32 protein-coding genes are annotated in these 26,527 nt (G+C 50.8%); 5 read left to right on the forward strand and 27 right to left on the reverse strand.

The window, feature by feature from the left end:
* Positions 1-35: 35 nt before the first annotated feature.
* Positions 36-1,568 carry an IS21 family transposase gene (gene istA / locus LVJ85_RS08225; RefSeq protein WP_182073206.1) on the forward strand — a complete coding sequence of 511 codons (1,533 nt, stop codon included), beginning with the start codon at positions 36-38 and terminating at the stop codon, positions 1,566-1,568.
* The gene (gene istB, locus LVJ85_RS08230; RefSeq protein ID WP_306424952.1) at positions 1,555-2,283 is read left to right on the forward strand and encodes an IS21-like element helper ATPase IstB; all 729 of its coding nucleotides are present in this window, start codon (positions 1,555-1,557) and stop codon (positions 2,281-2,283) included. The genes istA and istB overlap by 14 nt, the downstream gene beginning before the upstream one ends.
* On the opposite strand, the gene LVJ85_RS08235 is transcribed toward istB, so the two are convergent.
* The 7 genes from LVJ85_RS08235 to LVJ85_RS08265 all read right to left on the reverse strand — a co-directional run bounded on the left by LVJ85_RS08235 (position 2,259) and on the right by LVJ85_RS08265 (position 8,360).
* Positions 2,259-2,675, reverse strand: a complete 417-nt coding sequence (locus tag LVJ85_RS08235) for a baseplate J/gp47 family protein (RefSeq protein ID WP_244738731.1) — start codon at positions 2,673-2,675, stop codon at positions 2,259-2,261. The genes istB and LVJ85_RS08235 overlap by 25 nt on opposite strands.
* On the reverse strand, positions 2,665-3,051 hold the full coding sequence (locus LVJ85_RS08240; protein ID WP_244738733.1) for a phage GP46 family protein: 387 nt from the start codon (positions 3,049-3,051) through the stop codon (positions 2,665-2,667). The genes LVJ85_RS08235 and LVJ85_RS08240 overlap by 11 nt, the downstream gene beginning before the upstream one ends.
* Complete coding sequence (locus LVJ85_RS08245) at positions 3,048-3,662, reverse strand: phage baseplate assembly protein (RefSeq protein ID WP_085359572.1); 615 nt, start codon at positions 3,660-3,662, stop codon at positions 3,048-3,050. The genes LVJ85_RS08240 and LVJ85_RS08245 overlap by 4 nt, the downstream gene beginning before the upstream one ends.
* Entirely contained in the window at positions 3,659-4,741 is a 1,083-nt protein-coding gene (locus tag LVJ85_RS08250) for a phage baseplate assembly protein (protein ID WP_244738736.1), read from the reverse strand. The genes LVJ85_RS08245 and LVJ85_RS08250 overlap by 4 nt, the downstream gene beginning before the upstream one ends.
* Positions 4,731-5,927 carry a DNA circularization protein gene (locus tag LVJ85_RS08255; protein ID WP_244738739.1) on the reverse strand — a complete coding sequence of 399 codons (1,197 nt, stop codon included), beginning with the start codon at positions 5,925-5,927 and terminating at the stop codon, positions 4,731-4,733. The genes LVJ85_RS08250 and LVJ85_RS08255 overlap by 11 nt, the downstream gene beginning before the upstream one ends.
* A complete protein-coding gene (locus LVJ85_RS08260) occupies positions 5,927-7,933 on the reverse strand; it encodes a phage tail tape measure protein (RefSeq protein WP_244738742.1) in 2,007 nt (668 codons plus the stop codon). Before LVJ85_RS08260 ends, LVJ85_RS08255 begins: the two co-directional genes overlap by 1 nt.
* Before the next feature lie 124 nt (positions 7,934-8,057).
* Positions 8,058-8,360 carry a phage tail assembly protein gene (locus tag LVJ85_RS08265; RefSeq protein ID WP_085359564.1) on the reverse strand — a complete coding sequence of 101 codons (303 nt, stop codon included), beginning with the start codon at positions 8,358-8,360 and terminating at the stop codon, positions 8,058-8,060.
* Between the two features lie 391 nt (positions 8,361-8,751).
* Between LVJ85_RS08265 and LVJ85_RS08270 the strand changes: the two genes are divergently transcribed.
* Entirely contained in the window at positions 8,752-8,934 is a 183-nt protein-coding gene (locus tag LVJ85_RS08270) for a ribbon-helix-helix protein, CopG family (RefSeq protein WP_244738744.1), read from the forward strand.
* A 33-nt stretch (positions 8,935-8,967) separates the two neighbouring features.
* Here the strand turns inward: LVJ85_RS08270 and LVJ85_RS08275 are convergent, their stop codons facing one another.
* The 20 genes from LVJ85_RS08275 to LVJ85_RS08370 form a co-directional block, all read right to left on the reverse strand.
* The gene (locus LVJ85_RS08275) at positions 8,968-9,171 is read right to left on the reverse strand and encodes a hypothetical protein (RefSeq protein ID WP_244738747.1); all 204 of its coding nucleotides are present in this window, start codon (positions 9,169-9,171) and stop codon (positions 8,968-8,970) included.
* A 130-nt stretch (positions 9,172-9,301) separates the two neighbouring features.
* Complete coding sequence (locus tag LVJ85_RS08280) at positions 9,302-9,652, reverse strand: phage tail tube protein (protein WP_244738750.1); 351 nt, start codon at positions 9,650-9,652, stop codon at positions 9,302-9,304.
* Positions 9,653-9,664: 12 nt separating this feature from the next.
* The gene (locus LVJ85_RS08285) at positions 9,665-11,167 is read right to left on the reverse strand and encodes a phage tail sheath subtilisin-like domain-containing protein (RefSeq protein WP_244738753.1); all 1,503 of its coding nucleotides are present in this window, start codon (positions 11,165-11,167) and stop codon (positions 9,665-9,667) included.
* Positions 11,168-11,332, reverse strand: a complete 165-nt coding sequence (locus LVJ85_RS08290; protein ID WP_085359550.1) for a DUF2635 domain-containing protein — start codon at positions 11,330-11,332, stop codon at positions 11,168-11,170. It abuts the gene before it with no gap.
* Complete coding sequence (locus tag LVJ85_RS08295) at positions 11,316-11,942, reverse strand: hypothetical protein (RefSeq protein ID WP_244738754.1); 627 nt, start codon at positions 11,940-11,942, stop codon at positions 11,316-11,318. The genes LVJ85_RS08290 and LVJ85_RS08295 overlap by 17 nt, the downstream gene beginning before the upstream one ends.
* Positions 11,939-12,424 carry an HK97-gp10 family putative phage morphogenesis protein gene (locus LVJ85_RS08300; protein ID WP_244738756.1) on the reverse strand — a complete coding sequence of 162 codons (486 nt, stop codon included), beginning with the start codon at positions 12,422-12,424 and terminating at the stop codon, positions 11,939-11,941. Before LVJ85_RS08300 ends, LVJ85_RS08295 begins: the two co-directional genes overlap by 4 nt.
* Complete coding sequence (locus LVJ85_RS08305; protein WP_244738758.1) at positions 12,421-13,017, reverse strand: hypothetical protein; 597 nt, start codon at positions 13,015-13,017, stop codon at positions 12,421-12,423. Before LVJ85_RS08305 ends, LVJ85_RS08300 begins: the two co-directional genes overlap by 4 nt.
* Before the next feature lie 2 nt (positions 13,018-13,019).
* Positions 13,020-13,436: a hypothetical protein gene (locus LVJ85_RS08310; RefSeq protein ID WP_244738759.1), complete on the reverse strand. Its 417-nt coding sequence runs from the start codon at positions 13,434-13,436 to the stop codon at positions 13,020-13,022.
* 64 nt (positions 13,437-13,500) lie between these two features.
* A complete protein-coding gene (locus tag LVJ85_RS08315) occupies positions 13,501-16,098 on the reverse strand; it encodes a phage protease (RefSeq protein ID WP_244738761.1) in 2,598 nt (865 codons plus the stop codon).
* A 177-nt stretch (positions 16,099-16,275) separates the two neighbouring features.
* Positions 16,276-16,515, reverse strand: coding sequence for a hypothetical protein (locus LVJ85_RS08320; RefSeq protein ID WP_244738763.1), 240 nt, complete (start codon positions 16,513-16,515; stop codon positions 16,276-16,278).
* Positions 16,516-16,822: 307 nt separating this feature from the next.
* Positions 16,823-17,644, reverse strand: coding sequence for a hypothetical protein (locus tag LVJ85_RS08325; protein ID WP_244738765.1), 822 nt, complete (start codon positions 17,642-17,644; stop codon positions 16,823-16,825).
* A complete protein-coding gene (locus LVJ85_RS08330) occupies positions 17,607-17,792 on the reverse strand; it encodes a hypothetical protein (protein ID WP_244738766.1) in 186 nt (61 codons plus the stop codon). The genes LVJ85_RS08325 and LVJ85_RS08330 overlap by 38 nt, the downstream gene beginning before the upstream one ends.
* A gap of 124 nt (positions 17,793-17,916) precedes the next feature.
* Positions 17,917-18,294, reverse strand: coding sequence for a hypothetical protein (locus LVJ85_RS08335; RefSeq protein WP_244738768.1), 378 nt, complete (start codon positions 18,292-18,294; stop codon positions 17,917-17,919).
* A complete protein-coding gene (locus LVJ85_RS08340; RefSeq protein WP_244738770.1) occupies positions 18,264-19,505 on the reverse strand; it encodes a hypothetical protein in 1,242 nt (413 codons plus the stop codon). The genes LVJ85_RS08335 and LVJ85_RS08340 overlap by 31 nt, the downstream gene beginning before the upstream one ends.
* Positions 19,495-20,835 carry a hypothetical protein gene (locus LVJ85_RS08345; protein WP_244738771.1) on the reverse strand — a complete coding sequence of 447 codons (1,341 nt, stop codon included), beginning with the start codon at positions 20,833-20,835 and terminating at the stop codon, positions 19,495-19,497. The genes LVJ85_RS08340 and LVJ85_RS08345 overlap by 11 nt, the downstream gene beginning before the upstream one ends.
* Entirely contained in the window at positions 20,789-20,989 is a 201-nt protein-coding gene (locus LVJ85_RS08350) for a hypothetical protein (protein ID WP_244738773.1), read from the reverse strand. Before LVJ85_RS08350 ends, LVJ85_RS08345 begins: the two co-directional genes overlap by 47 nt.
* Positions 20,989-22,635, reverse strand: coding sequence for a hypothetical protein (locus LVJ85_RS08355; protein WP_244738774.1), 1,647 nt, complete (start codon positions 22,633-22,635; stop codon positions 20,989-20,991). The genes LVJ85_RS08350 and LVJ85_RS08355 overlap by 1 nt, the downstream gene beginning before the upstream one ends.
* Entirely contained in the window at positions 22,610-22,768 is a 159-nt protein-coding gene (locus LVJ85_RS08360) for a hypothetical protein (RefSeq protein ID WP_180384120.1), read from the reverse strand. Before LVJ85_RS08360 ends, LVJ85_RS08355 begins: the two co-directional genes overlap by 26 nt.
* The gene (locus LVJ85_RS08365; RefSeq protein WP_244738775.1) at positions 22,755-22,931 is read right to left on the reverse strand and encodes an endonuclease Q family protein; all 177 of its coding nucleotides are present in this window, start codon (positions 22,929-22,931) and stop codon (positions 22,755-22,757) included. Before LVJ85_RS08365 ends, LVJ85_RS08360 begins: the two co-directional genes overlap by 14 nt.
* The gene (locus LVJ85_RS08370) at positions 22,918-23,886 is read right to left on the reverse strand and encodes a hypothetical protein (RefSeq protein ID WP_244738776.1); all 969 of its coding nucleotides are present in this window, start codon (positions 23,884-23,886) and stop codon (positions 22,918-22,920) included. The genes LVJ85_RS08365 and LVJ85_RS08370 overlap by 14 nt, the downstream gene beginning before the upstream one ends.
* A gap of 503 nt (positions 23,887-24,389) precedes the next feature.
* Here LVJ85_RS08370 and LVJ85_RS08375 point away from each other — a divergent pair.
* The gene (locus tag LVJ85_RS08375; RefSeq protein WP_244738777.1) at positions 24,390-24,632 is read left to right on the forward strand and encodes a hypothetical protein; all 243 of its coding nucleotides are present in this window, start codon (positions 24,390-24,392) and stop codon (positions 24,630-24,632) included.
* Between the two features lie 154 nt (positions 24,633-24,786).
* Positions 24,787-26,196 carry a phospholipase D family protein gene (locus tag LVJ85_RS08380; protein ID WP_244738780.1) on the forward strand — a complete coding sequence of 470 codons (1,410 nt, stop codon included), beginning with the start codon at positions 24,787-24,789 and terminating at the stop codon, positions 26,194-26,196.
* Positions 26,197-26,527: the final 331 nt, after the last annotated feature.

A 26,527-nucleotide genomic window follows, 5' to 3' on the forward strand; every position in this document is an offset into this window, starting at 1 on the left:
TGCTCCGCTCTATCACACAGCGGAGCCCAACCTGGATGTTATGCATGGAAACCATCGCAAAAGTGCACCGGCTTTTTCACCGACAGAAACTCTCACAACGTGAAATCGCCAAACAACTCAAACTCTCCCGCAATACAGTCGCCAAATATCTGCAGCACGCCACAGTCGAACCCCCCGTCTACCGCAGAGAACAAACCCATTACCCCAAGCTCGGTCCTTTTCTTGACGTGTTGACCCAACAGTTGCTCCAAGAAGCCCGGCTGCCCAAACAGCAACACCTTTCTGCCCGTCGACATTTCGAACGCCTCAAAGATGCCGGTTATGCCGGACAGTACAGTGCCGTTGCCGTATTTATCCGCAAATTCCGCCAACAGCACCAACCCAAGCCGGTTCCGGTCTTTATGGCTCAGGCTTTTGCTCCGGGTGATGCTTATCAGTTTGACTGGAGTATCGAAACCGTTTGTTTGGCCGGACAGACCGTTAAGGTAAATATCGCTCATTTCCGCTTATGCCACAGCAGGGCTTTTTTCGTTTGTGCTTATCCCAATCAGAAAGCTGATATGTTGATGGATGCGCACAACCGCGCATTCGCTTTCTTCGGCGGCGTACCTGCCCGCGGTATCTACGACAATATGAAGACCGCCGTTACCCGAATCGGCAAAGGTAAGGAGAGAGAGTTTAACGCACAGTTTTTACAGATGATGACCCACTTTCTCATTGAACCGGTTGCCTGTACCCCGGCCTCCGGCTGGGAGAAAGGCCAGGTCGAGCGGCAGATACGCCACCTGCGCGAAAGATTGTTCAAGCCGACTTTGGCTTTTGATTCCTTTACCTCTCTCAACGACTACCTGCAACAGCAATGCCTGCGGCTGATGCGGCAGCACAAACATCCCGAATACAGGCAGCCGGTTAACGACATATGGGAAAGGGAGAAGCATTCGTTGGCTGCTTTCCGTCCCTATCCGGCAGAACGTTTGGAGATACTCAAAGTCAGCAACCAATCTTTGGTTACCGTCGAACGCCACCGTTACAGCGTACCGGTCGAATGGGCGGGCAATACGGTTAGGGTTTATATCGGCGCACAGACCGTCCGCTTTTGTAGCGATACCGACTGTATTGCCGAACATCCGCGCAGCTTTGTGAAAGACGGCATCAGCTATAACCCTTGGCATTTTTTGCCCTATCTGCAAAAGAAACCCGGAGCGTTAAGAGACGGCAGGGCTTTTATCGGCTGGGTACTGCCGCCCGTCATAGAGCGTCTGAAAGCCTGTTTGCTTAAGCAGCCCAAAGGAGACCGGGTAATGGTCAAACTGCTGAACCTGATGGCCGAATACGATGCCGACTTGGCATTGACGGCAGCGGAATTGGCATTGGACGAAGGTATGCCGACTCCGGAGGCAGTCTTGAACATCATCAACCGTCTGAAAGAACCGCCTCCACCCCGTTTCCATATTAGGGACATCCCGCTTACCGTCCCGCCGTCAGTTGATTGCAGCCGTTATGACCGCTTACTGAGTCTGTCGGGCAAACAAACGGATACGATGAAGGAGAAGCATCATGCAGCATGAACGTCTGGCCGGACTGTTGAAAGAATTGAAACTCGGTGCGATGGCGGAGCAGTGGGATGAAATCGTAGTGGACGGCATCCGTCGCAAACGGGGTACGCTGGATATTCTGGAGCGGTTGTTGACTGCCGAACATATAGCCAAAACCGCAAGGAGTACCCAAAACCGGATTAGCCAGGCAAGGTTTCCGCAACACCGCAGTTTGGCCGACTTCGATTTTGAGCAGAGTTTGATACACCGTCCGGCATTGGAACTGCTTTTGGGCGGGGACTATATCAGACAGAAGCGTAATGTGGTGTTGGTAGGCGGACCGGGTACGGGCAAAACGCATATTGCCACAGCATTGGGTATCGAAGCGGCGACACAAGGATTTAGGGTACGTTTTTGGAATGTACTGGACTTGGTCAACAAATTGGAAGCAGACAAAGACGAAGGCCGTCTGAAACTGACCGAGCAGCAATGTCGGTACGATTTGTTGATTCTTGATGAGTTGGGGTATCTGCCGTTTAGTCAGAAAGGCGGTGCGCTGCTGTTTCATCTGATGAGCCAACTGCATGAAAGGACGAGTGTTGTCATGACAACCAATTTGGCCTTTAGCGAATGGGTGAAACTGTTTATGGATGAAAAGATGACGGGTGCTTTACTGGACCGCCTGACTTATTGCTGTGATATTTTTGAGACGGGCAATGATTCTTACCGGATGAAACACCGCTCATAGGGTGGCTCAATTTTAGACCACAACTGTGGCTCAGTTTTGGAATGGAATTGACACGCGCCGTCGCGTCGGTTGAGTAATGTTCCTTTCGGTATGGATACGCCGCGGTTGCCCTTAATCGTGGCCTTGCCACTGGCGGGTACGGCGGGCAGACGGCCCGAACCCAACCACAACGGCGCATGCAGCGTTTCGAGCACATCATCATCGCAGGTTTGCGGGAACATCTGTTTTACACGCCACTCAATATGCCCGTGCAAGCCGTGCACCGCTCCGGCCAACGCCCGCGAAAACGGCGTGTAGAGATTGCGGCGAAGCACTTCACCGCTGCCTGAGAGCGGCAGCTCTGACTGCAGGCGGCGGTTTAATTCGGCAAGGCTTTCGGTGTCATAAGGCATGTTGCAATTCCAAATCAAAACGGCGGTTATCCAGCTTGATCATCAGCCCCAATATTTCGCGGCGCGGCGAATAGGCCGTGATGCTGATGCTCTCGCAGATGCCGTCATCAATCATCCAGCGCAGGGCATCTTTAGCGGCATCTTCGGCGCGGTGCAGGGTTTCGGATACTTCTTTACTGCGTTCAAGCTCCCAAAGCCTGCTGCCCCATTCGTCGCGATCAGTCAAGGCATCGCCCCACCAACCGCGCCCGATGGTGCCGTCCTGTTCGGTGCCGCGGGCATCGCAAAACAGGCTTAAAATCACCGCGCCAACGATTTCATTTTCATACAGATTAAACGGTATGCCCTTGTTCAAATCCAGTACCAGTTTTGTCATTTGTTTGGCGCTCCCGTATTGTCTCCGCCTGTCAAAACGCCTTTATGTGTATGTGTTTCTACGTCCACGCCGTTGGCGGTTACTCTGTCTGCATCTATGGTGTCGGCAGTTAGGCCGCCTGTTATGGTTGCGCCGGCGCCGCCGCTCATGCTCGCCCCGCCGGTGGCGGTGATACTGGCATTGCCGCCAGCCTGTGTTTTGACGTTGCCGTCGGCTGTAGTGGTAACGTTTTTGGCCGTGGTGGTAACGTCGCCGCTGGCCTCAATCTTAAAATTCTTACAAATCAAGGTAACGTTGCCCTGATCGTCCATCTTGAAAAGCTGGCCAAACATCGAATACATCGCTGTTTCTCCGCTGTCGAGTTTCGGCACATAGTCGGGATGTTCGCAGGCCACTACCACCAAATGATCGCGGCTGCCTTCAACCGCCACCGCTGCGACGGTGCTGCCTTGCGGCGGATGCCCTCTGTATCCGTAGTTTTGTATGCGCTCCACGCCGTCGCGGGTTTCGTCGGCCAGTAAATCGGCCTGTATCAGCTGCAAGCCGGCATCTTTAACCAGCTTAACCACGCCGCGCGCCACCATCAGGCGCATTTTCTGCAATGGATTCATGGCTTGGCTCCTGTTTGGTTTTTCAGACGGCCTGAATTTTTCCGCTTGGCAGGCGTTTTCTTTTTGGGCGGTTGTTCGGCCAAACGGTCGTATGCTTTGGGGTTGGTGAGTTGCAGGCGGGTTACGGTGCCGTTTTCGTCTTTACGGTATTCCAACTCCGCAATAATCATCTCGTCGTTGACTTTATGCAGATAAGGCGCGTTGACCATGACCCGTAAACCGGGCAGCCACAAGCCGCCTTTGTCACCGCCTTGCCGCCAGCTTTGTACAGTGGCGCTTGCGGTGTCGGCCTTGCCTTCGCGCATGGTCTGCTCATGCTTGGCGCGTTTGACGGGGGTGGTGCCGTGGTCTTCGGCAAGGATAACCAGAGGTCGGTATCGTTTGACCGTGCCGTCGGCGGCTTCGCCTTTCGCGTTGTGCACGCCGCGGGCTTGGCCTTTCACGGTGTATTGGGCAAATTGCTCGGTTTCATCGGTGGCGGCTTCGGCTTGCAGCAAGTTTTCGCCCTGAACAAGCGCCGTTTGTGCGGGTGTTTGTTCGGGCAGATTGATAATCAGATTGCCGAGGCCGTCTGTCCACATCATCAGCGCTTGCATGCGTAGCAGCCGTTCTAACGTGTCTTGCACCGTTTCGCCGTCTTCCAGAGCAAAACTGGCGATTTTTTCAGCCGCCGCCTTTTCGGCCAACTTGCCAATAACCACGGAAATGCCGAACGGGCTGCATAAATCGGCGGCAATCTGTTTCACGGAGCTGTCGCGCCATTGGCCGCTTTTCCAGATGGCCGAGCAGTCCACCAAATCGGCCGTCTTATCGCGCCCTTCCACGTCAAACCATGTGCTCTGGTCGTCAAAACCGATTCGGGTGCGGTTCACATAGCCTGTGCACACCGCCTCGCCGTCGATTTTCACCACGGCCACATCGCCTTTTTTAATCGGTCGGCTTTCAACCACGCCCGGCCATCGCTCGGTAACACGCAGTGAGAAACTGCCGGCAAGCTGCTCGATCCCTCGCTGAATGCTGATACTCGTCCAGCCGCCGTAAATCATGCCGTTGACCAGTAGAGTGCAGTTATTGGCCATCGCGCATTACCTCCACTCTTCCGGGCGGCACAAAGCCGGGATGCCGCACTTTGTTGCGGGAAACGATATCGGCGTATGCCTCAATCGAGCCGTTAACCTGCCATGCGAGCACCAACGCAGGCATGGTGGTTTTGGTTTCCAGCACCTTCATTTCGCGCAAAGTAGGGATACGCGCTTCCACCGCCGCCACTGCGTGTGTTCTTGCCGTTTCCAATACTCGGAACACGGCAGACGGAGCAATCGTGATTTCCGCTTCCAATGCGGCCAAAGCGCGCGCACGGTCTTTAATCAAATCCGCCTTCCCATCGTATTCGGCAAAGGCCAACTGTCGAACTTGCTCTAATACGGCTGTCTGTCTGACCATATCGGCAAGGCTTGGTGGGAGTGCCTGCAAATCCGCTTCGATGGTATTCACCGCCCAATCGGCACGCACTGCGCCGCCGCGCAACGTAGTCAGCAGGTTTGTTTGCGGGCGTGAGGCCGTCTGAAAAGCTGGGTAAGCCGCTATCGTGTATCCGGTTTCATTTCGTATTGAAAAAGGCTTAGCCTTAAATATCGCCATACGGATTAAACTTTTAATTCGTGCAAACAACTCCAAAGGCTTTGCCACGAGCGAACCTGTCGTCAAGCGTGATAGCTGTGACTTGGACAAATCGTCCGCATCAAGAAAGCCCTCGATAAATTGATAAACCTGATTAAGTCTGATTTCGGCCACATCGAGAAAGCCGGCCACTTCTTTCAGCCATTGAACGGCAAACTCTTGCCCGACCAAATCCAGCGCATCGTCAACGGCAGAATCCAACAAACCTCCCGCATCTTCCTGCGCGTCCGGCTCTGTGTTTTCGCCTGCTTCCACAAAAGAAACCTGCACCGAGTATCTGCCGCCTTCGGCTCTCGGGAAACGGACATCGGCGGTATCTTCAAGCTGTACAAATGCCTTTCCATAGAAAGGATGAATCAGCGTGCCCGCCCCTTCGCTTTCACACGCATCCACAAACGCCTGATATTCGGCGGCGTCGATAAAAAACGCTGTAATGTCGAAACGGCGTGCCGCCCGTCCTAAATCCTCGCCGTAGGGCACATCACGGAATGGATATTGATGCAAAACAGTACGGCGGCCGAATCTGCCGCCTGTTTCTTCAACGTGAAATTTCGCGCCTTTAAACGACGCTTCGCGCAAAGCCATTATTTCGCTCCCGTATTGGTTTTGCCCACATTCAACGTGGTGTTGTTATTGCCCACGGCCGATGTCTGAACATTGAGCATGGGTGATGCCGTTACAGATACATTGATTTGGCCTTGAATTTTGGTTTGTCCTACCTGAGCAATCAGAGCTTGCCCAACCGCATTGTTAGATGCCGTCACAGCCTCGCCCGCCTGCTGAAAACTTTGGGCCGCTGCCTGACCTGCCTGATTAATAGCCTCGCCCGCCTGCTGAAAACTTTGGGCCGCTGCCTGACCTGCCTGATTAATAGCCTCGCCCGCCTGTTTGCCCACTTCCGGACCTATTCCCATTGCCAAACGCTTTGAATCTACCCCGCTGTCCTTATTAGGATTTTTGTGCTGTTTGTGTAGGATTGACAGCAGTTCATTTTCGCCTTTGTTGAGTTGTTCCGAGTGAAACAGCAACCCTGCGCCAAACAGATTTTTTAATGAAAAAAGCGAACCGGCAGCCTTGCCTGCTACATTTGCCGCAGCTTGCCCGCCCGCCTTTACGGCTCCTGCTCCACCGCCTATTCCTTTCATGGTTACAGTACCGGTAACGCCAGCCGCACCCAATGCCGCCGCCGTGTATCCCGCCCCGGTTCCCAACGCCGCAGCATTAGGAAATGATTGTGAGAAGTTCGTAACAACTTGTGCTGCCGTTCCCAGTGCATCGTTGAAAGGGCCGAATGCTTTTTGCGTAGCGATTTCCCATTCATTTTTTCCTGCATCAGCTTTCCACGAGTTTGTATCTTTAATAACCGAGAAATTTTTATCTAAGGCCCATTGTGAGTTTTCGCCGGCGCTGACAATATCGTCATACATCGATTTATTATTTTTCCACGCCAAATACCCGAATAATGCCTGTCGGTCTCTCAAAACAGTTTGAATCGCAGAACCTTCCATTGTGGAATGAATGGCCTCATATATTGAATCTTCGGTTTGCCCTGATTTACGCAACTTGTCGATTTGAGCCAAAATCTTTTGGGATTTTTTATCTTCGGTAAAAAGCCTTGATACCACTTCGTCAAAGACTTGCATCTTGTCTTTTCCTGCAAGATGGCCTTTGACATAAGCATCATCCAATGAGAAATTCTTGATGCCCAAATTATCCTTATAAGCATCTTCAATACTCGATTTCGTATCGGCTGATGTCAGCTTTTGCAAAATATTGACTACATTATTTGCTGCTTCATCCGAATTGCCCGCATTTACCCTTGCCACTTGGTTCAACGCAGCCAGCTTGTTCAAACCCTGCAAATCTGTGCCAAAAACGTTGGCAGCTAAAGACATTTGCTGCGGTAAATGCCGCGCCAATGCATCAGCCTCAAAATTGCCCAACCCCGTCGAAGAAGTGACTATATCCAGTGCCCGTTCAAAATCGGTTGCCGCAATTTTCATGCTCTTATTGGCTGAGAGAAGAATCTGGCTGACATCCGATGCTTCGGCATCAAGCGCAACCGCACCTTTTAAAGAAGTTTCCAAAACAGGCTTTAAAAGTTTGATGTTGCTGTTGGCCGCCAAAATATTTTCAGCGGCTCCGATGGCGTTATCCCTTTTCGCTCCTGTTTTTCTAACTGCCTCCTGAATAACTGCATCAATGGTACTTTTATTGGCAATACGCTCCCCGACAGCCAGATCGGAGTAACCAACATTGACCAAGTGGGCTAGACGACGGTCATAATCCATCGTCTTTTTAACCGGCTCTTTCAAAACCCACGCCGCTGCCGTTGCACCGGCTGCAATACTTCCCGCCTGCCGCATACGGTGTCGCGTCTTTTCAAGCGTACTCATCTGCTTCCAGGCCGCTCTGCTTTCTTCGCGCACTTTCCGCAGGTCGGAAATCAAACGTCCGAAATAGCTTTTGTTACCCAGTCGGTTCAGGCCGTCTGAAAATCGTTTCGTATCATTAGCGGCACGTTGAAAGGCCATGCTCACCCCGTCAGCCCGTGCCGTGATTTTCACGAACAACTCATGACTTGTTTTCATTCAACACCTTTCAACTTCACTAATTCATCGAGATACGCATAAAACCGCCATTCGGGGAGATTTAATATTTCCGTTTCACTCCAACCGGTATGTCCTGCCAACAGCAAAACAGCCTGCAACAGCCTTACTCTTTTTTTGCTTCATCTTCTCCCTCGGCTTCCAACTGACCGAACGCCTCAACCAAAATGTTGTAATCACCCAGTTTCAATTCTCCGATCATCGCCACCGTTACAGGCAGGTCTGATCCGTCCACTTTATCGATACAGGTTGCCAATAAAGCAGTACGGAAAGCGATATTCCCACCGTTAGGAACAAGATTTTCAGCCTGAATCATGTCGCTGACGCGCGGTTCGCGCAGTACAACGTCTTTTAGATATTCACCGGCTACTTTAAAACCATGCTTCAGGGTTACTACTTGTGTACGCATTTACGTTCTCCGTGGGTTATGTTCAGACAAAAATAAAAAAACAGCCTTTATTTTCAGGCTGTTTGAGAGGGTAAAACAGTGGGATTTTTAGCAATGAAAAAGCCGTCTGTTGTTCAGACGGCCTGTCGATAAAAAGTGCTTGCAAATTATTATAGGTACACCTATAATAATAACTGTTGGGGATGGCCAACAACGGGAAAAGCCCTACCGAAGCAGGGCTTATCAAGGAAGGATTACCCGATGAGTGCATTCATCAAAGTAATCGTTCTGGTGTTACTACTCCTGATAAACGCTCAGGCATGGTAACGTAGTACCAGACAGGGGGAGGTGCATCTCCCCCGCTTCCATCAAATATACAACCATTAAATTAAAAAATCAAGGATGGCTCAAAATGGCACTATCACCCAATGAAATCCAAAAACGCAGCGATGAAAAAAGGGGAGTAAAGGCAAAAAGCTACAAGCTGCCAAAAGAAACGATCGAATTAATTACAGCGCTGGCAAAAAAAACAGGAAAGTCTCAAGCAGCAATTATCAACGAGGCTGTTCGCCTATATGCAAACAAGGCCGTCTGAATTTTCAGACGGCCTTCTCGAAAAAATAATCACTTACGAACGAATAATACCGCTGAAACGTGCTTCCACATCTTTCAATCGGTTATTACATGTTCCTATGAGCTGGGAAAGCATTTCCGTGTCAACTTTCGACGAATTGCTACCGGCTAACAAGGCTTGCACTCCCTCAAACGCTTTGCGGCTTCCCATAAGTTCATCATAAATATCATTTAGTTGGTGAGTTTGTCGGTTATCCATTATTATCCCCGTTCTTATTTATGCGCGCAAAATACCATATATCTCCCAAAAATACCACTTATTCTAAAAATATTTTTTACAGGCGTAAAAAGGCCGCCACAAAGGGCGGCAAATTAGAGCACCAACACCACTAAACCAACTGGGCGGGCTGGCCGGAAATGGTTATTTTCACACGGTTTCCGGCGAGAGTAAGCGTGCCGGTAACGGCGGCATTTCGCACCTGATAACGCTGGCCGCTGTCTGTTTCGAACAACGCGTTCCCTGTCCATGCCTGTAGAGCGACCACATCAATATCCGATGTGTGGATCAGGGTGCCGGTAATCACACCCGGCTTGATTTCATCTACTGCGTGTCCTACAAAACCGTGTACCGACATCTGAGCTTCTTTCGACGCGCCGCCCACGTCAATTTCGGCACCTTTTTCCGAATGCAGCTTAGTACCGTCCAAGCTGATATAAACAAGACCTGTTACTTTAGCCATTTAATCAATCCTTTACAGTTTATATTGCACGGCAGCCGCGAACGTGCGGAATTGGTTTACCAAATTCGGCGGCAACACAGCATTGATTCGGTTCGGATCTGTCAGCGACCGCACCACTTTTCGGCGTTTGCGCGATTGTTCGGTTTGCTCGACGATGCCGGCTGTCTCCAAATCCGCTTCAACCGCCGTGATCAAATCACTGATGATTTGAGGTGATACTACTTTCTGCCCCGGGCCGATGTTCGTGCCGTCATCTACCAGTTTATGGCGCGGGAATTTAAGGGCGATCTGTGTGCGAACCACGTAACGGTAATAATCGACCGTCCATTTAGTTTCCAACGAGCTGAGTGAGCTGTCGGCGATGCCGGCGGCGTTTTCCTGATAAGTCGTAACCACGCGCTCAAGATAGATATTGCCGTCGCGGGATACGGTTGTCGTTGAAATACCGTCACGCACCAACAGCGAACGCTCGTTATAAGAAAAACGGTCTTTCATACGCGGAGCCAATACGCCCGGCACTTTCACTGATTTCAGCGGCAGAGCAGGGTCGGCATCTCCATAAAATTGACAGGTTACAGCCAACGCCGCCGCCCGCACAGCCGTCCATGTCGGGCAGCCTTTCAAACCCCAAATCGTGGTATGGGCGCTGTTACGGCGATTACCCGCCGTAGTCAAGCCCGAATGCGTATCGTCGAGAGCCAAGAAACCATGAGCGGTGCGCATATCCATGCCGCCCCAGCGGCCGTCAAAATCGTTTTCCATCGCTTTAATGTTGGCTTCATCGGTATAGGGCGATGCAACGGAATAAAACCAATCTTCAGACACAGAGGCCAATGCTTCGGCAACGCTGGGATTGCCCGTGCCACCCGCCATCTTCCCGATACCGTTGGCACCCCCTGAAACATTGCAGGTCAAGCCGCCCGGGAGTAAGTCTCCGTCATAATACTGACAGGCAATTTCCAGCCCGTTGGTTGCTTCACCTTTATGACGGGCAGTCAGGGTAACATTATGCGAGCTGGCAGCCGCTGTTACCGGTAGTGCCGTATTGGCATTAACCGCCGCTGCCACTTTTGTCGCCACCGCCGCTGCATTTTCGTTTACCGAAACACCAACCTGCACAGGAACGCCGCCGATATAAATTTGCAACATACGCGGCGTAACCACTTGGCCACCGAATGTCAGCGTTGCCGTAGCTTGTGTGCCGGATGATTTGTCATCCAACGCAACGGCATACACATCAACCAAGCCCACCTGATCAACAAAAGCCTGCACTGCGCCAAACATATTATGCAGCATTGAGCCGCGCCCGAATTTGCGCTCTGCATCCGCCTGATCCAATACGCGCACGGGCGTTTTGGCAGGTGTAGCACCGGTAGTCAGACGTTGGCCGATAATCAACACTTTGCGCTCGGCATTAACCAGATTGCCAAGTGCTTGAGACGGGTCGATTTCCAAAAACACCCCGCCCAGCGGCAAATCACCTGAAATACTCTCAAAAGTAATATTGTCTGCCATTTACTTACCTTTCTTTTCTTCTTCGACCACAATCAGATCGCCGTCTTCTATGCGGCGGGTGTAATAGGCCGTCTGAAAAACAGTTTGGCCTTTCTCTGCTACAAAGCCCGTGCCATCTTCCAATCGCACCTTGATGCCATCTCGTGGCTTAACCTTGATTTCCATTTTGTAACTCCATCTTTATGGTTGCTTCCGGCTGCTCGTCGGTACGCTCTCCGGTCAGCCACTTTTTATGTGTTTGGTCGGTTTCGTGCGGTTCCACATCCACCTTGATATCCACCCCGTCAAAAGGCATTACCAATACCGTCGGCGGATACATATTCGGCGGCACAATCAAATCGCCGAAATCCCAATCCATGCACGCTTCATTTATGGGGCCGTATTGCGCACGCAGCAAAAACCAGCCGAAAGGCGCTTTACTGTGCGCTGAAAACTCAACATCCTGCACTTCTACGGAAGGCAGGCCGCCCGTGTTGCGCAAAAAGGCGCGAAGCTCTGAATAAAGCGAGATTTCAGCGGCTTCCACCTGAGCACCCATTGTGTCTTTATTCTCCGGCAACTCCACTTCAAGCTGGCCGGTAATCAAAACCTGCAGGGTGGCACTCCATTCGCCATCGCTTTTAATCCGCTCCAGCATTACCGTAACCACGCCTTTCAGCAACTCTTCACGCCGCCATTCCGCGTGGTCAATCAAACTTTCCGAAACTACCCGATCAGGCAAAGCAGCGGCGATACCGTGCTTGAGCCTTTTCATTTCGTATTCATAAATATTCATGAACCGAACACCTCACTCACACCACGCTCCACTGCCTGAGCAATAATCCGACGCATTTCCGGCTCGGCCGCTTCAAACGACGGCTGCCAAAACGGGTGCGGCTTGGTACCGTGCTTGAAAATATGCTTGGCCAACGCAAAGCTCCGCCGTTTCGGGTTGGCTGCGCCACGGGCTTTGAGCCAAGCAGCCAAAGCATAGCCGTTCGGCATGTATCCCGGCTTGGTACCTTCCTCGAGGTATCGGGCGTAATTTGCTGCCGGCCACACCGTGCGCTCAAGCGGCCCTGTACGCTGATAGCGTATGGACTGCACCAACAAAGAAAACGCGATACTGTCGTTATCCCGAACCTTATCCTGAGCTGTCCGCACCATCTGCAATGCGGCACGGTCTAGCCCCTTGTCGAGATTCCGGCTCATCACGCGCGGCGTGCGCCGAAACCCCTCCAGTACCTTTTCTGCATCAACCTTGTAGCTGATATTCATCGACCGGCCAGCCTTTCAAACTCTTGCAGAAGCTGCTCATACAGATAAGCGGGTGTGCCGTTTTTCGGCGTGGCGCTGATGCCTTCGCGGATGTTGTACGCCGTGGTGGCGTTTTTGGCTGCAAGCTCACGCATGGCTTCGGCTTGAGCGCGTAGCATCAACAGGTTTTCCATACCTTGAGTATCACTCCATTGCCAATCGGCACAGTATTCCACCTCCGCCGAACTGCCCAATGTGCCTATCTGCTGGAATGTTGGGGCAGGATTCGCCCGCAGAAAGCGCACACCTGCTTCATTGTGTGTTACCGACCATTCAGGCAGACGGCCGGCATAATGATCTTCCCACGGTTGAACAGCAGCCTTGTGCGCACGGCCCCAATGGCAGGCATGGATACCGTTCAAATTAACTGGGCACGGATATAGTGAGCGGCCGGAAACCAAACTAATCACCGTGAAGCAACGTTTAGGCTTGATTTGGCTCAATGCCTGCAAAGCAATATCGGCATGCCGCTCCAAATCGGTTTCTGAAAATGCACGCACGCTGTCCAGCAGCGAGTTTTTATACCGTCCGAGAAAAGCAGTACGCGCATCCATGCTCACTGCCCCATACCGGCTGCATGCTCAAGCAAGCGTTCGGCCACCGCGCCCAAAATACCTTTGCGTGCTTGGCCTTCCTGCTCCAAACCACCCAATACTTCGATTTCCTCAAAACTCAGATCAGGCAACACTTTCAGCACATCGTCTTGTTTTTGCTTCAGCAGTTCGGACAACTTTTCACGGTCAATTACAACCGCACCGCCGTTATCCGGCTCACTGCCTTGCTGACGGACTTCGCCGTTCTGTGCTGGCTCACTGCCTTGCTGACGGACTTCGCCGTTCTGTGCCGGCTCAGAATCAGCCGTACTAGCGGACGGAATAAAGCTTTCTTCTACCAAACGGGTTTCATTCGGCGGAACCATCACGCCGCCGATAAAGATAATATGGTCTTCACTATTGAAATAAGGGACTTTCATTAATCTTTCCTTAATATCGAATAGGCCGTCTGAAACCCCACGTCGATTTCAGACGGCCTGTTAATTACGCACCGATTTTCGCACGGTCTTTTGCGCTGTAAACCACAATGGATGTAGTAGCCATGCGCAACGGTTTCGGCGTATGAATCGCGTTGTATTCTTCGCCATAGGCCGCTTTCTGGCCGAGCGGATGGCCGTTGCCGTTGGTCAACTCGAACAAATCACCCGTAGCAAACGGTTTCACCACCGTGTAAGTGGTCAGGCCGCGTTGACCGATCAAGATACGGTCGTCGCCCAAATCGGTATTCGGCGCGTTGGTACCATAAACGCTTAAACCTTTTACCACGCCCAAATCGCCCGTACCGGTGGTATCCGTGCCGTTGCGTTTCTTCTCTTGCACGAACTCCGAAGCATTGGAAAGCTGATCGTTCAGCACCGGCGACATCAGCAAGTAATCAGGTGCGTAGTAACGCTGGCCGTTCAACATCGCTTTGCGGCTGCCCACCAAACGCAGCAGGCCGTTCAAATGGTCTTCAATGCTCACACCGGGGGCAGCATCCAAGTTAAACAACGCCACATTGGTCGCTTTGCTGTAGGTAATCTTCACATTGCTTTGAGATGCCTTCGGCTGGCCTTTTTCATTAACCAGCTGGAAAACACCCTGATTGAAGCTCACCGCACGCCAGTAAGTGCCGCTCGATTGATTACCCGTGCCGTCATAAGCCTTAATCGGGCTGTTGCTCACCTTAACCGTGATCGGGTTTTCAGGATTGCCCACGTCTTCACCCTGCAGGTTTTTAGCCTGGAAGGGGCGAACCACCGGGAAATTGGCCGTTTTAAACACACCGCTGGTAGCGTTGGGGTTAACCGATTCCTCGCTTACTTCAACCGCACCGTAAGCATCACTGCAACGCTGGATTTCATTCATCAGGCGGCGGGCAACCAACTCACGCAAAATGCGGGCATTGCTTTGAATATTTCGCGCCAAAGCATCCCAATTGATGGCAGAGGTACGGGTAAAATGAACCACTTCATTGGTCACTTTCAGCGCCAATTTCATTTGAACAACAAACGCTGTATCCATGTGTTGGCTGATACCGGCAAACGGAATCGGATTGCCTTCAAACACCAAGCCGTCGTTCATTACCGCATCCAATTCGCGCACTTCATACGGAATCTGCGTCGTGGCCTGTGCGCTGAAATCGGTCAGCGTCTGCACAAGATTCAAAATATTCAAATCATGCAGCGCCTCTTTAATCACTTCACGCTGCACACCATACGGCAGAGTGGTGTTTCGCATATCTGTCTGCGTACCCGAGAGCATTTTCGCTTCCGCATTCAGCTCACGGGCAAACACTCGGTCAAATTGAGACAACACCATATTCACAAACGGACTGGTCTTGTCCGACAACGCCAAAGCAATTGGGGTCTTTTTCAGATTTTCCGTGTAGATGCCCGATAGCTGTTTCACGCCTTCGTCCGGCACCGTGATATGCGGCGTGCCGCTCACGTTGTAACCCAAAGCCGCCAACTGCTTGGAAGCAGTCATCTGATTGCCCATCTTGATTTGATGCTCGGCCAACGCTTTCACCTGCTCAGGTGTCGCATTGTCGGGCAGCAGTGCTTTGGCACTTTCAGATAAATCTTTCTTCAGATCATCGGACAAACCCTCAGCCTTGCCGATTTCTTCAGCCAACAGCTTTTCATTGTCGGCACGGCTTTGCGCCAACTTTTTGGCTTCTTCATCGCGTGCGGCCAAAGCCTTTGCCACAGCCGCGTCCACATCTTCAGCCGACAAGGTTTTGCCGGCAGCGGGATCAGGCTCAGACAATGCCTTTTTACCGTCCTTACCGTCTTCCGTCTTAGGCTCGCCGCCCGCAGGCTGGCCGGATTCCGCCAGTTTTTTCGCATCGGCTTCACCTTGAGCCAGCTTTTTCGCGGTTTCTTCCAGGTTGGTAATTACCGCGGATGCCGTTGCATCGTCGGTATTTTCGTTAATCGCCGCTTCGCCCAACGCCTTAACGCTGTCGCAAACGGTTTTTGAGTAGCCCGCAGCGGCGAGCTTTTTCAACAACTCTTGCAATTTATTCATGTTTTGCTTCGCTTTCGTAATCAAATCGTCGGCCAATTCCGACAAAACAAAGGTCGAACCGTCGGATTCACACGACAGCGTTACAGGGTCTAGGCGTTTGATAACGGGACGCACCGTCAAACCCGCGCCCAAAAGGGTTGCGCCGTGAAAAGCACCGGCTTCGTTGTCTTGCCAGTTCTCGTGATATTCGGCGCTCAGATAATTGAAGCCACGCTCTTTAACGGCTTTCAATCCGAAATCCGTCCACTCCACCAGCGCGCGCAAGCGGTTGCCTTCCACCGATAACTTCAGGATTTTTGCCGCCGCACCGTCGCCGGGCTTATGGTTCACATCCAAAAACACATCTTGCCCGACAATGTTTGCGTCAAAATTCTTCACCATGCTCAACAGCATGGCTGGAGTAATTTCAAAGCGGCCGTAGCGCGGGTCGGTAAAGTTGCCCGTGCGCGTAATTGTTACCCAAGAAGTCTGCTTGCCGGATTGCGGCAAAGTCGCCTGAGCCGAGCACACGCGCAGCGTGCCGTCGTGCGTCTGCCCGGATAATTGAATAATGCGTGGAAAATAAGACATGGCTTTATCCGTATTGAAGATAAAACCAAGATTAATAGAGTTGTAATAGGTAAAACAGTATGATTTTTAGCAATAAAAAGGCCGTCTGAAAACCATTTTAACCGTTCGGTTTATATGGTTTTCAGACGGCCTGATAAATACAGATTGTCGGAAAAGCGAAGTTAAAGCATTAAAAAATTAAGCCGCATCGGCCAAAGTCTCATCCGTCGCTTTCTGCAATACTTTTTCACACATATGCAGCCTGAGCGAGAAAGTCTTTAAAAATTGCGTCATCACTTCAATATCGATTTTGCTCGAGTTGGAGCAGGAAAGTAGCGTAATCATGCCCTCGAATGCCTGCCGCGTGCCGCAAAGCTCATCCAAAGCATCATTAATATCGGGGCGGCTGGAAAGGCTTAATTTGCTTGATTTGTTCATGATAAGTTCCTTTACAAATTTTTCTCACGCTGTCAAACGTGAGGCGGGGCGCAGAAGACAGGTTGACAGACCGGGTAAAGGAACCGGCAGGCACGAAGCCTCCTGCCTTCGCGCCCCATAGGTTGCGAAGAGATTACAGACGTAAAAACACCGCTTGGCATTCAAGATGCTCGGCAGCGGTTTGTCTGCCTTTACATAACGGGCTGTCAAACCCGTATTGCTGATTGAAGCAATGCAGCTATTTAACAATAAGGCCGCCTGAAAGTCAACATTATTTTCAGACGGCCTACATATTAAGTAAACGTAATTATTCCACTTTTCTGAAAATAGCCAGCGGCGAAACACCATATTCTTCCAGTCGCCGTCCCATTAGGCCGCGCAGATGTATAAATGCTTCCATATAGGCACTTTCCATTTGCGTCATATATTTAAAAGCCGCTTTATCAATTTCCATCTCGGCAGCTCCGTCGGGCAAAGCATCTAAAACGGCAAGGATATGCCATTGCCCCGGAACGGTAATGGCGTGTTTCATCACAAAGTCCAACGAATGCACCATCAGGCTGCCTGATGAAATTGTTCCCCATGCCGAGCGGTGGTCATCAAACAACCGGAACTGTATTAATTTTGGCATTTGCTCGATTAAGTTGGCAAAAGCATCAAACTCGGCTTGTTTGGCTTTTTTATTCAGTTTTTCGGTAGGTGTTTTACAAGGCATTTCATTGATGTGCATCTGCGTAGCGGGTCGGACGATTGAAGCCATCAGTGCGTAATCCACAATTTGCAGCCTGCCTGAGAATAAAACGATCTGGCCAAGTTTGGCTTGTTCAACATCTTTTTGAATCAGGCCGCGGTGATTTAATTCCCGAATCACATTCAGCGGCATGGCACGGCTGGCATCAAAGTTGCTTTGCGTTGATTCAGATACCGAACTCTGCATCTCATGCCCGCCCGAAACAAGTTTTACGCTGGCACCGAGTTGGTTTTTCTGCTGGTCGCTGACAGATTTGGTAATAACCTGATGAGTCAAAAGCCCGTCTTTATCCAATTGGGCATTGTATAAAGACAGGGCTTCATGGTTGATATAAATAAAATCATAGAGGGAGTTTTCCGCAGCTTCGTCGTGTACCATTTCTCATTTCCTGCAAAATCTGTTGCTTTTTCAACTCGAAAGCAGCATTACTTATTTCCGCTTCATTAAAAGCTTGCTCTATCTGCTTGACTGTTTTTTGGTTTTTTACTTGCTCGGAAACAGCCTTTTTCAAGTGTTTCAAAAACATGGCAATCTCCTACCAGTTGAAAGGTATCCTAACAATAACTTAATTTCCTACAACTGTAAACGGAAAAGCGAAGTTATTATAAATGAAAAAGGCCGTCTGAAAATTTCAGACGGCCTACATAATCTTATTCAGGCAACACCGTTTCCAACCGATCGGCAAAGGCTTTCAGATTGCGGCGGTAATCTTGCCATGCGGCAGGGTCGTTGAGATAAAGCCCGGGTTCGCACGGTTCGAACAAGTCCGAGATGCCGTCGGACAACAGCGCATAAGCATCAGGCGATTCCGCTTTAATGGCTTCTTCGTTTTCCCAAAAATAATCTTCAATCGCAACAGCGAAAATATCCAACATATCCTGATCAAAAGCAGTCCCGCCGCTGTCGGCATAGGCATCCAGATAGCCGATCGGCAGCAGGGCAGGCAGAGTGCTTGCGGCATGGTCAATATCCACCTCAGCCAAAGCTTTGACGGCAGCTAATAATCTTCGGGTGTGATTCGTTTCCATTTGTTTTGACCTTTAGGCCTTTTATCGCGTTCAACCGTTACAATCATACCATCTGTTTTCGACTGCACCAATGTCAGCTGCTTCTCGGCAGAAAAATAAACCCACCTGTCTGTTTTAATATCCACAAAATTAGGCTTGGCGTTTAAGAAAAATTCAGCAACGTCTTCTTTGGTCAACGGAATATAAGTTTTAAATCTGTCCAGCCTGTCAATACGGCCAACCGCGTGGATATCCAGTTTCATACCATGTTTTTCGAAATAACGGTAAGCCTCTTCAGCTCTTTGCTTAAATCCGTCCCCCCAATCCCTTTGCCGTATCTTCCAAACCATTTCCGGCATATCGTCCGGTTTGCGGTTCACGGTCCGGTTTTTGCTGCCGATTTCGTCTTTTCTCACCGCTTCGATATAGCTGAACGTATTTGGATGTGCCGGGCAGGGGTTGGCACCTTTCGGGTACACTCCTTCGCCCAAACCGTATAAATCGGCGGTGGCATGGATATCGCAGATATCGGGTCGCGGATGACGCGGCGAAAGCATAAAGCGTGTACCGATAACATCTTCGTCTTCAAACACCATGCGCTCGTAATTGTCGCGGTGTGCGCGGTTGATTTCCGTACGCAACACACGGCGGAATTTCACAGCGGCATTATTCGGATCGTGCAGAAGGCCGTTTTCCACCCGTTTGCCCAAAGTGCTGCCGCCTGCCTCCTGCAAGGCCTGCCTTAATTCGGGCGTCATCTTGGCAATATGCTGCACGGTATGCTCGGCATCCCAACCCCGCTGTACGGCAATGTCGACAATCTGCTTCAAATCATGTGCCGCGCCGGCATGGATGCGCCACAGCCTGGCGGAAAGGTTCAGGCCGTCCGAATGCGGTGTATCGATAATCTGCCGCACGACAAGATGCTCCATCTGTTCGTTCCGCCTACCGCCCCGAACACCCAACACGGCAGCCGCAGCAGCGGCCAACATACCTTGAAACAGCAGGCCGTTTTGCTCCTGCTCCAAACTTTTCAATTCCGTTTCCAGCATGCGGTGGATCTCGGCTAATTCAGCCAAGCCAATATCGTCGTAGGCTTCCAATCTGCGGCGGATACGCTGTGCAGCTTCGCGGTAGCCCTGGATGCTTCGCTGTTCCATTTCCTTAACGATTGCCCATGTTTCCCTCAAATCGGGGCGGTTCGGCGGTGCAATAGGATACTTATCTTCCATTGCTCACACTCGTCATACTTTCGCCTTTAGGCGCATTGCCCGGCGTGATGTTGATTTTGCGTTGATGCCGGTGGCCGTCCGACTGCGGATAAGGATCATAGCGCTTGGCATCATCGGCGCGACGTTTCTCGACATCAGCCGCGTTATACCCCATTTCTTCCCAAATCATCGACTGCGGCATACTCAATGCCTGCAGTTTCAAGGCTCGGTCGGTGGTTTGGCTTAATGTTTCGGTGCGACGCTCAGCAAAGGCAATATGAAACACCTGCGATTCGGGATTAATACCTTGAAGCAGCAGATGCAGTTTGAATCCCTGCGTGTAAACCCACGCCATCACATCCTGAAGCTGATCTACTTCATCGTAGTAATCGCGTTTCAAATCTTCGAGAATGTCACGCGCCATGCCGTCGGTGTAGCCCATCAAGCCCTTGGGCAGCGGCGAGCCGGCAAAGAAACTGTCGAGCAGATAAACCACATCGCCGATTTCCCCCATCGTCGCATCACCCTGAACCGCGCTCACGCTGCCTTTTTTATTCAGGTAGAAATCAGTAGTAATCAGGTCTTTATTCGCCTCCGTTGCTTCCCGGTATTGCTCCATGTCTTCTTTAGTCGCATTCTCCAACACATGAGCCAAACGCATCGGGCTGCGGTGATGGCGGCGTACAACCAAATCCGTATCGGTCATGCGCAGCTTGCGCCAAATTTCACGGCTTGCATCCATAAACGGCCTGCCCAAACAAGACAAGTCATCGTAGTTATCAGGGTCAAGCCGCGCCAAAGTCAGCTGCCACAACGCAAACTGAGCCACATCCACACCGGTGCGGTAATCATGCTGGGCATAGGCCGTCTGAACATCTTTAAATTGACCGTTCGGCAAAACATTTGGGCGGATGGTTTCAGACGGCATCCGCACCGCCCGCACGACATGACCGGATTCATTGAGCACCCACTGTATCGGCAGATTCCCTTCCATGACCAGCCCGCGCGCATCCGATTTCAGCTTTTGCGCATTATTCAGCTCAAGCCGCTGCACAAACGCCCGCCATTCCTTGTTAATCCGGTCGTTTTCAGCGGCTTGGAGCAGCACAAGGCCGCCGCGCGTTACGTCCCGCGCCACGCGGTTATGGATGCGCTTCACGCGGCCGTCTTCTTTATCCATACGGCGGATATCCGCCACCACGGCGCGGTGGTCAAAATCGATATTTTCCCACGCATACTCCAAACGCGTAGCCCGCTCAGGCGTGGTACGCATACCGATTTCAGTATTTTCAGACGGCCTTTCCTCAACCGCCGCTACCTTCCGGCGGAACAGCCAACTCATCATTCCCATTTAGTTTCCTCACCGATACAACATCACGCCAGCCGTCTATCAGGCCGACCTTATACAATTCGCGGATAAAGCTGTCGTCGCCGAACGCTTCAATCCACTGCCTTTTCATTTCCGCTGCACGGGCGCGCTCTTCTTCACTTAAAGGTTCTGCCATCACCGTATCCCCAATAAATCCGCCTGCGACACCGCCCGCGTCTGAATCACCGACGGCACATAAGTCTCCGCACCTGCCGTCAACAACGCCATTACCGCGGCACAGGCCGCATCAAACATATCGTCACCGATTTTCGGATTTGCCATTTTGTAAGAGTTGTAAGCCGAATTTTTAGCCGGTTCGGCTTTAATATTGCCAAGTTGGCGGATAAACGCCGCAAAATCGGAGCTTTCCGTCTGAATCACATCCAGCACACTCGGCCCCCAGCTCGTATTAGCATCATTTTTCGCCTTGAGCGCATCCGAGCCATCGTCCACATACGGAATGGCAGCCTGATTATTGTGGAATGCCTGCCTCAACAGGCTGGCCATATTGTGCTTAACCATGCCCTCAAACCGAATGGGCGCAAACGGCCAATGCTGCCAAGTTGATGCCGTCGACTGGCCGTCGCCTATCGTGCGGCGGTCAATGTCGGTTAAGCCGCGCGCAAAAAGCTGGTCATTCAGGCCGGTCAACATACCCAAACCGTAAGCATCCCCCATCGCGTAATCAGGCATGAAGTATTGCCAAAAACCGAGCAAATCACGCTGCACCACCGCATCATCCGTACCGGCAGGCCATGTTTTCACAAACGGAAACGTGGCAAAGTTTCCTATCTGCTCGCATACTACCAACGCCGACTTTGAAGCATGGGCAGATTCACCGTGCCCCGAATGGTCATAGCCGAAACTCAACAACCCGCGCTTCTTATAACGCCCGCCCGGCATCGGGCAGGCCGCCTGAATGCCCGACTGCAAACCCACCGCCATCGCGCGGCGTATGTATTTTTCCCAAATCCAGTTTTGCGCCGCCACGTTCATACACAAAAACTGGCGCAAATATTCGGCTTCAGGAAGTTGGGCCTTCATCTCATCGATAAAGGCTTGGTTCAAAATCCCCAATTCCACCCCGAGATACACATCCACCGGCGGCAGAATGTGATAGCCGCCGGTATTAATCAGCTCGGTCAGCACGTCCGCACCCTTATAAACACCGGTAATGCGTATCTGCGGATCAAACTTCACGCCGGCATCCACACCCAAGCGCCGAGCAGAGCCAAGCATAGGCAAAAACCGTGAAAACAGGCGGTCGGCCGGCATATCGTCAATTTCTTCCAGCGAGCCGATAGACAGGCCGTCACCGTCAATCTGGCTCATAATCCCGTAGCAGATAGCCTTGCTGCCGTTTTCAAACTGGTAGCGCAGATCGGCCATCTGGCGGCGGCCGTTTTTATGTGCGATATATCCCGTCAAAATCGGAGAGCGGCGTATCGCATCCAAGTGATACATCAGATTGGTTTGGCTTTGCTGCAATCGCGGCGCGACAATCCCTTCTTCCTGATATGGATTGGTGGCAAGATATTCCAAGCAATACATCTCTTTAACCGCCGTTTTGCCCGTCCGACGGCAGGAAAAATCAACCGTGCTGCGGTTATCATCCATTTCCTGCATTTTCAAACACTGCATCGGGTCAAGGTCAACGTTATGCACATGCTTATGCCAAAGCGCGTGCGGCTTCACGCCCGTTTCAGGGTCAGCCTTTGCATAGCGCATGATTTCCACCTCGGCGCGGTGCTTAACCTTAATCCGCTGCGCTGCCGTGCTCATCGCTCAGTCCGAACGCTTGATTAAAATAAGCCGATTCCTCGGCATGGCATTGGGTGCACATAAAAAGAAACTCCAGCTTTTCTTCCTCTGTGAGCACTCGATTGCAGGCTTCACAGGTTTCAGACGGCATCATTTTGCAATTCCTTTTCTTCTTTCTCAATCTCAACCGTACAAGCCAAATAGGCTTCATAATCGCAACCAGCACACAGCCAACCGAATTTCAGCTCTTCCTGCCAGTTCAGTTTCACCCCGCACTTCTCGCAATGCGTCTGATATTCATCATTAGGATTTTTCATTATTACCGCCGTTCTGCTGCTGATATTCAATCAATACAGGGTCAGCCTGTTTCTTGGCATTTGCCCGCTTGGCCAATTCCGACAGGTTTTCCAGAGCCAATGCCTGCCGCTGCGCATATTCCACCAACGATTGCTGGCTTTCCGCGTCTTGAGCCAGTTTGCCCATCGCCGCTTCTTCCTGCTCGATAACCCGCGGTGTCATGCCCATATCTGCCAACGACATGCCGTTTTTACTGAGGAAATCCTGCAAAGAACGCAAGAGCGGATGCGCTTTAACTTCATAAATTGTGCGTTTCTGGCCGGTCGCCAAATCTTCATATTCTGCAATGACAACACCACCGTCTTTATCTACCGCCCAAGCAGGCGTGCGCAAAGAAACCCCGTCTTTCAAGATGGTTTGAAGGATCTGCTGCATGATCGCGGTAATCCCCGCCTGCATATCGGCATAGATCGGTATAAGGTGTTTCGGGTCGCGTTGTTCAAATGCAGCCTGATGCAGCATGAAAAGCTGTGTCTGTTTCTGACAAGCCGGCTGTGAAGCACAGAAAGTGCGGTCGATATCGCAAGTTTCACAAGCCGCATAACGGTCAGGTTTCGCCGGGAAATACTGAGCCACACGGGCATTCAACCCATGCTTCATCGCATTAAAACGCGTGCGGCGCGCCTCCTCCGGCGTAGGGTGTCCCTCAAGATTTTTCGCAGTTGCCGCTTTCCCCGCATCGGTTTTAGGGCCGGTGGCATTACACCAAGCCTTAATCAAATTAACCTGATACTGAGCCTGCTCCACCTCACTGTCACAAACAGGGCAGGCGGCGAAATAACGGAAAGGATGATGCGGCCGAGCCGGTTCATCTTCCACCCGCTCAGGCGCGCACTCGAAGTTTTTCCGACAGTCATGACAGCGGAAAACAACTGAATCAAGAGATTGGAGATAATTACGGGATTTCTTAGACATGCCGTTATTAAACGGCCAAAGACAAAACTAAAACAGCGTGATTTTTAGCAATCACGCGGCCTTCGCAAACACTACAGGCAGCCGAATAGATATAGTTTTGGTTCGCAGCTGGGCGAGAACGGGGAGCCAGATAAAACAAAACAGGCTGCAAGCAATTGCAGCCTGTTTTGTTTTTAGGCCGAATGCGAAACGGCATCTAAATTTTTCAAAACCTTTGAATTAAGCTTATCTATCCAAAAAGTCTATTGCCAATATCAATCAAACTCCCAAACACAACATCAAAATTTATATACTCTTAACCAAGACAAAGGCCGTCTGAAATTTCAGACGGCCTAATTAGAAACCAACTAAATCTTACAAAATATCTTGCAAACTCCACCGCATCAGCCAAGTATTTATAATGCCTGCCCTGCTATATTAGCTTTTCTATCTCTATATATTATTAAAACCCAACCCTTTGTAAAAACCATTAGTTTGAGAATGAGTTTATGAGAAAGAAGTATATGAAAATTTTAAATAAAAATGACATTATGGAAATTTATCTGCTAATGGAGCAGCTGAATAAAATATTCCATGATCCGGATAGATCAGGAGATATTAATATCATTCAGAAATTTGGAGATGAATACTATCCGGTTATTCATAAGCTGTATTACAACACATTATGGAATGCCTTAACCATCGAACAAAGAAAAGAAATTTTAGGAGAGGATTACGACCATAAGATATATGGTGAATATGATTAAATAATTTTCAGAAATCAAACAGAAAACTTCTCAACATTTTCATGTCTAATTAAATTATCCTCCAACTTCCCTCATCCATTGTTTCAATGGCCAAGCGATAATTGTTCATACCTTGCTGCAACTCAACCCTAAACAACTTTAAAACAAAAACAATATGCTAAAAAAAATCTTTATATTCCTGCTATTCATTGTCGCCGTATTGGCGATTACCGCACTCGTAACCCATAAAAAACTCCCCGACAACAGCCGGCGCAAGCCTTCGCACTATCTGTCGCCCCAATCTGAAAGTGCGCTGGTGCGGCATTTGCTGCCGCAAGCCGAGGCGCATCCCGGTCTTTCAGGTATTTACGCGCTGCGCGACGGGCGTGATGCGTTTTTGGCTCGGCTGGCACTGGCGGAAACGGTGCAGCACACGCTGGATGTGCAGTATTACATATGGCATGACGATATTTCCGGCCGTTTGCTGATACAGAGTTTGTATAAAGCGGCTGAGCGCGGTGTGCGCGTACGTCTTTTGCTTGACGATAACAACACCGGCGGCATGGACGAGCTGCTGTCGGCGGTCAATGCCCACCCCAATATCGAAATACGCTTGTTTAACCCTTTCATGCAGCGCGGTTTTCGGCCTTTGGGCTATTTGAGCGACTTTTTCCGTCTCAACCGCCGCATGCACAATAAATCTTTCACTGCAGACGGCATCGTTACCATTATCGGCGGCCGCAATGTCGGTGATGAATACTTCGGTGCAGGCACGGGCGTGATGTTTGCCGACTTGGATGTAGCCGCCGTCGGTGCTGCTGCAAAAGATGTCGAGCAAGACTTCGACCGCTATTGGGCGAGCGAATCCAGCTACCCTGCCAAACTGATTTTGGAAAATCATGCCAACACCACATTCGACACCACGCCGTCTGCCAATGCGGAAACCCAAGACTACTTGAAAGCCTTGGCGCACATCAGCCCTGTAATGGCGGCGGCTGAAAAAGAACTGCTTATCGTGTCGCCTTATTTTGTGCCGACGAAAAAAGGGGCTGAACTGCTCAGTAACATTGCCCGAAGCGGTAAAAACGTACAGGTGCTGACCAATTCGCTCTCCGCTACCGACGTTGCGCCCGTTCACGCGGGCTATGCCAAATACCGCAAAGACTTGCTTGCCGCAGGTGTGAAACTGTTTGAATTGAAACCGGATGCCACCGTTACCACAGACGACCACGGCGGATTAATCCACGGCAGCAGCGGTGCCAGCCTGCATGCCAAAACTTTTGCGGTGGACGGCAAAAAGCTTTTTGTCGGCTCGTTCAATATGGATCCGCGTTCGGCTGACTTAAATACCGAAATGGGCTTTATTCTCGACAGCCCCGAGCTTGCAACACAGCTTTCAGACGGCCTCAAGCAGCATCACGCCGTGCATACCTACACCGTAACCAAACTTTCCGAAGGCGGCCTGCAATGGCAAACCGAAGAAAACGGCAAAACGCTTGTCTATCAGCAAGAGCCGAAAAGCAGCGTGTTCAAACGGTTTGCCGTATGGTTCTGCTCGCTGCTGCCGATTGAGTGGTTGCTGTAAACAGCAGAGGCCGTCTGAAAAAACGTTTCTAAAAAATGGCGTTGAAACGAGATTCAGGCGGCTCAAGTACGCAAGTCTGTAAAAAACACTCAAGGCCTACTCCGCTCTTCTTTTCAAACCGCAGTCAACCTACCCGTCATGGCCATTATTTAGCGTCTTTCGGGTAGATGAAGATGCCTTTTAAGGCTATAATCCGCGTTCAGACGGCCTGAATCAACACAGGCCGTCTGAAAACGTATCTAACCTGCCAAAGCCTGCCTGAAACCCTAACCATGCACATATATTCAGCTTGTGTGCATCATTAGTGTTTTAGCGGCTGCGGCTCTTACCG

The organism is Neisseria sp. Dent CA1/247 (genome assembly GCF_022870825.1).
Lineage (GTDB): Bacteria > Pseudomonadota > Gammaproteobacteria > Burkholderiales > Neisseriaceae > Neisseria > Neisseria zoodegmatis.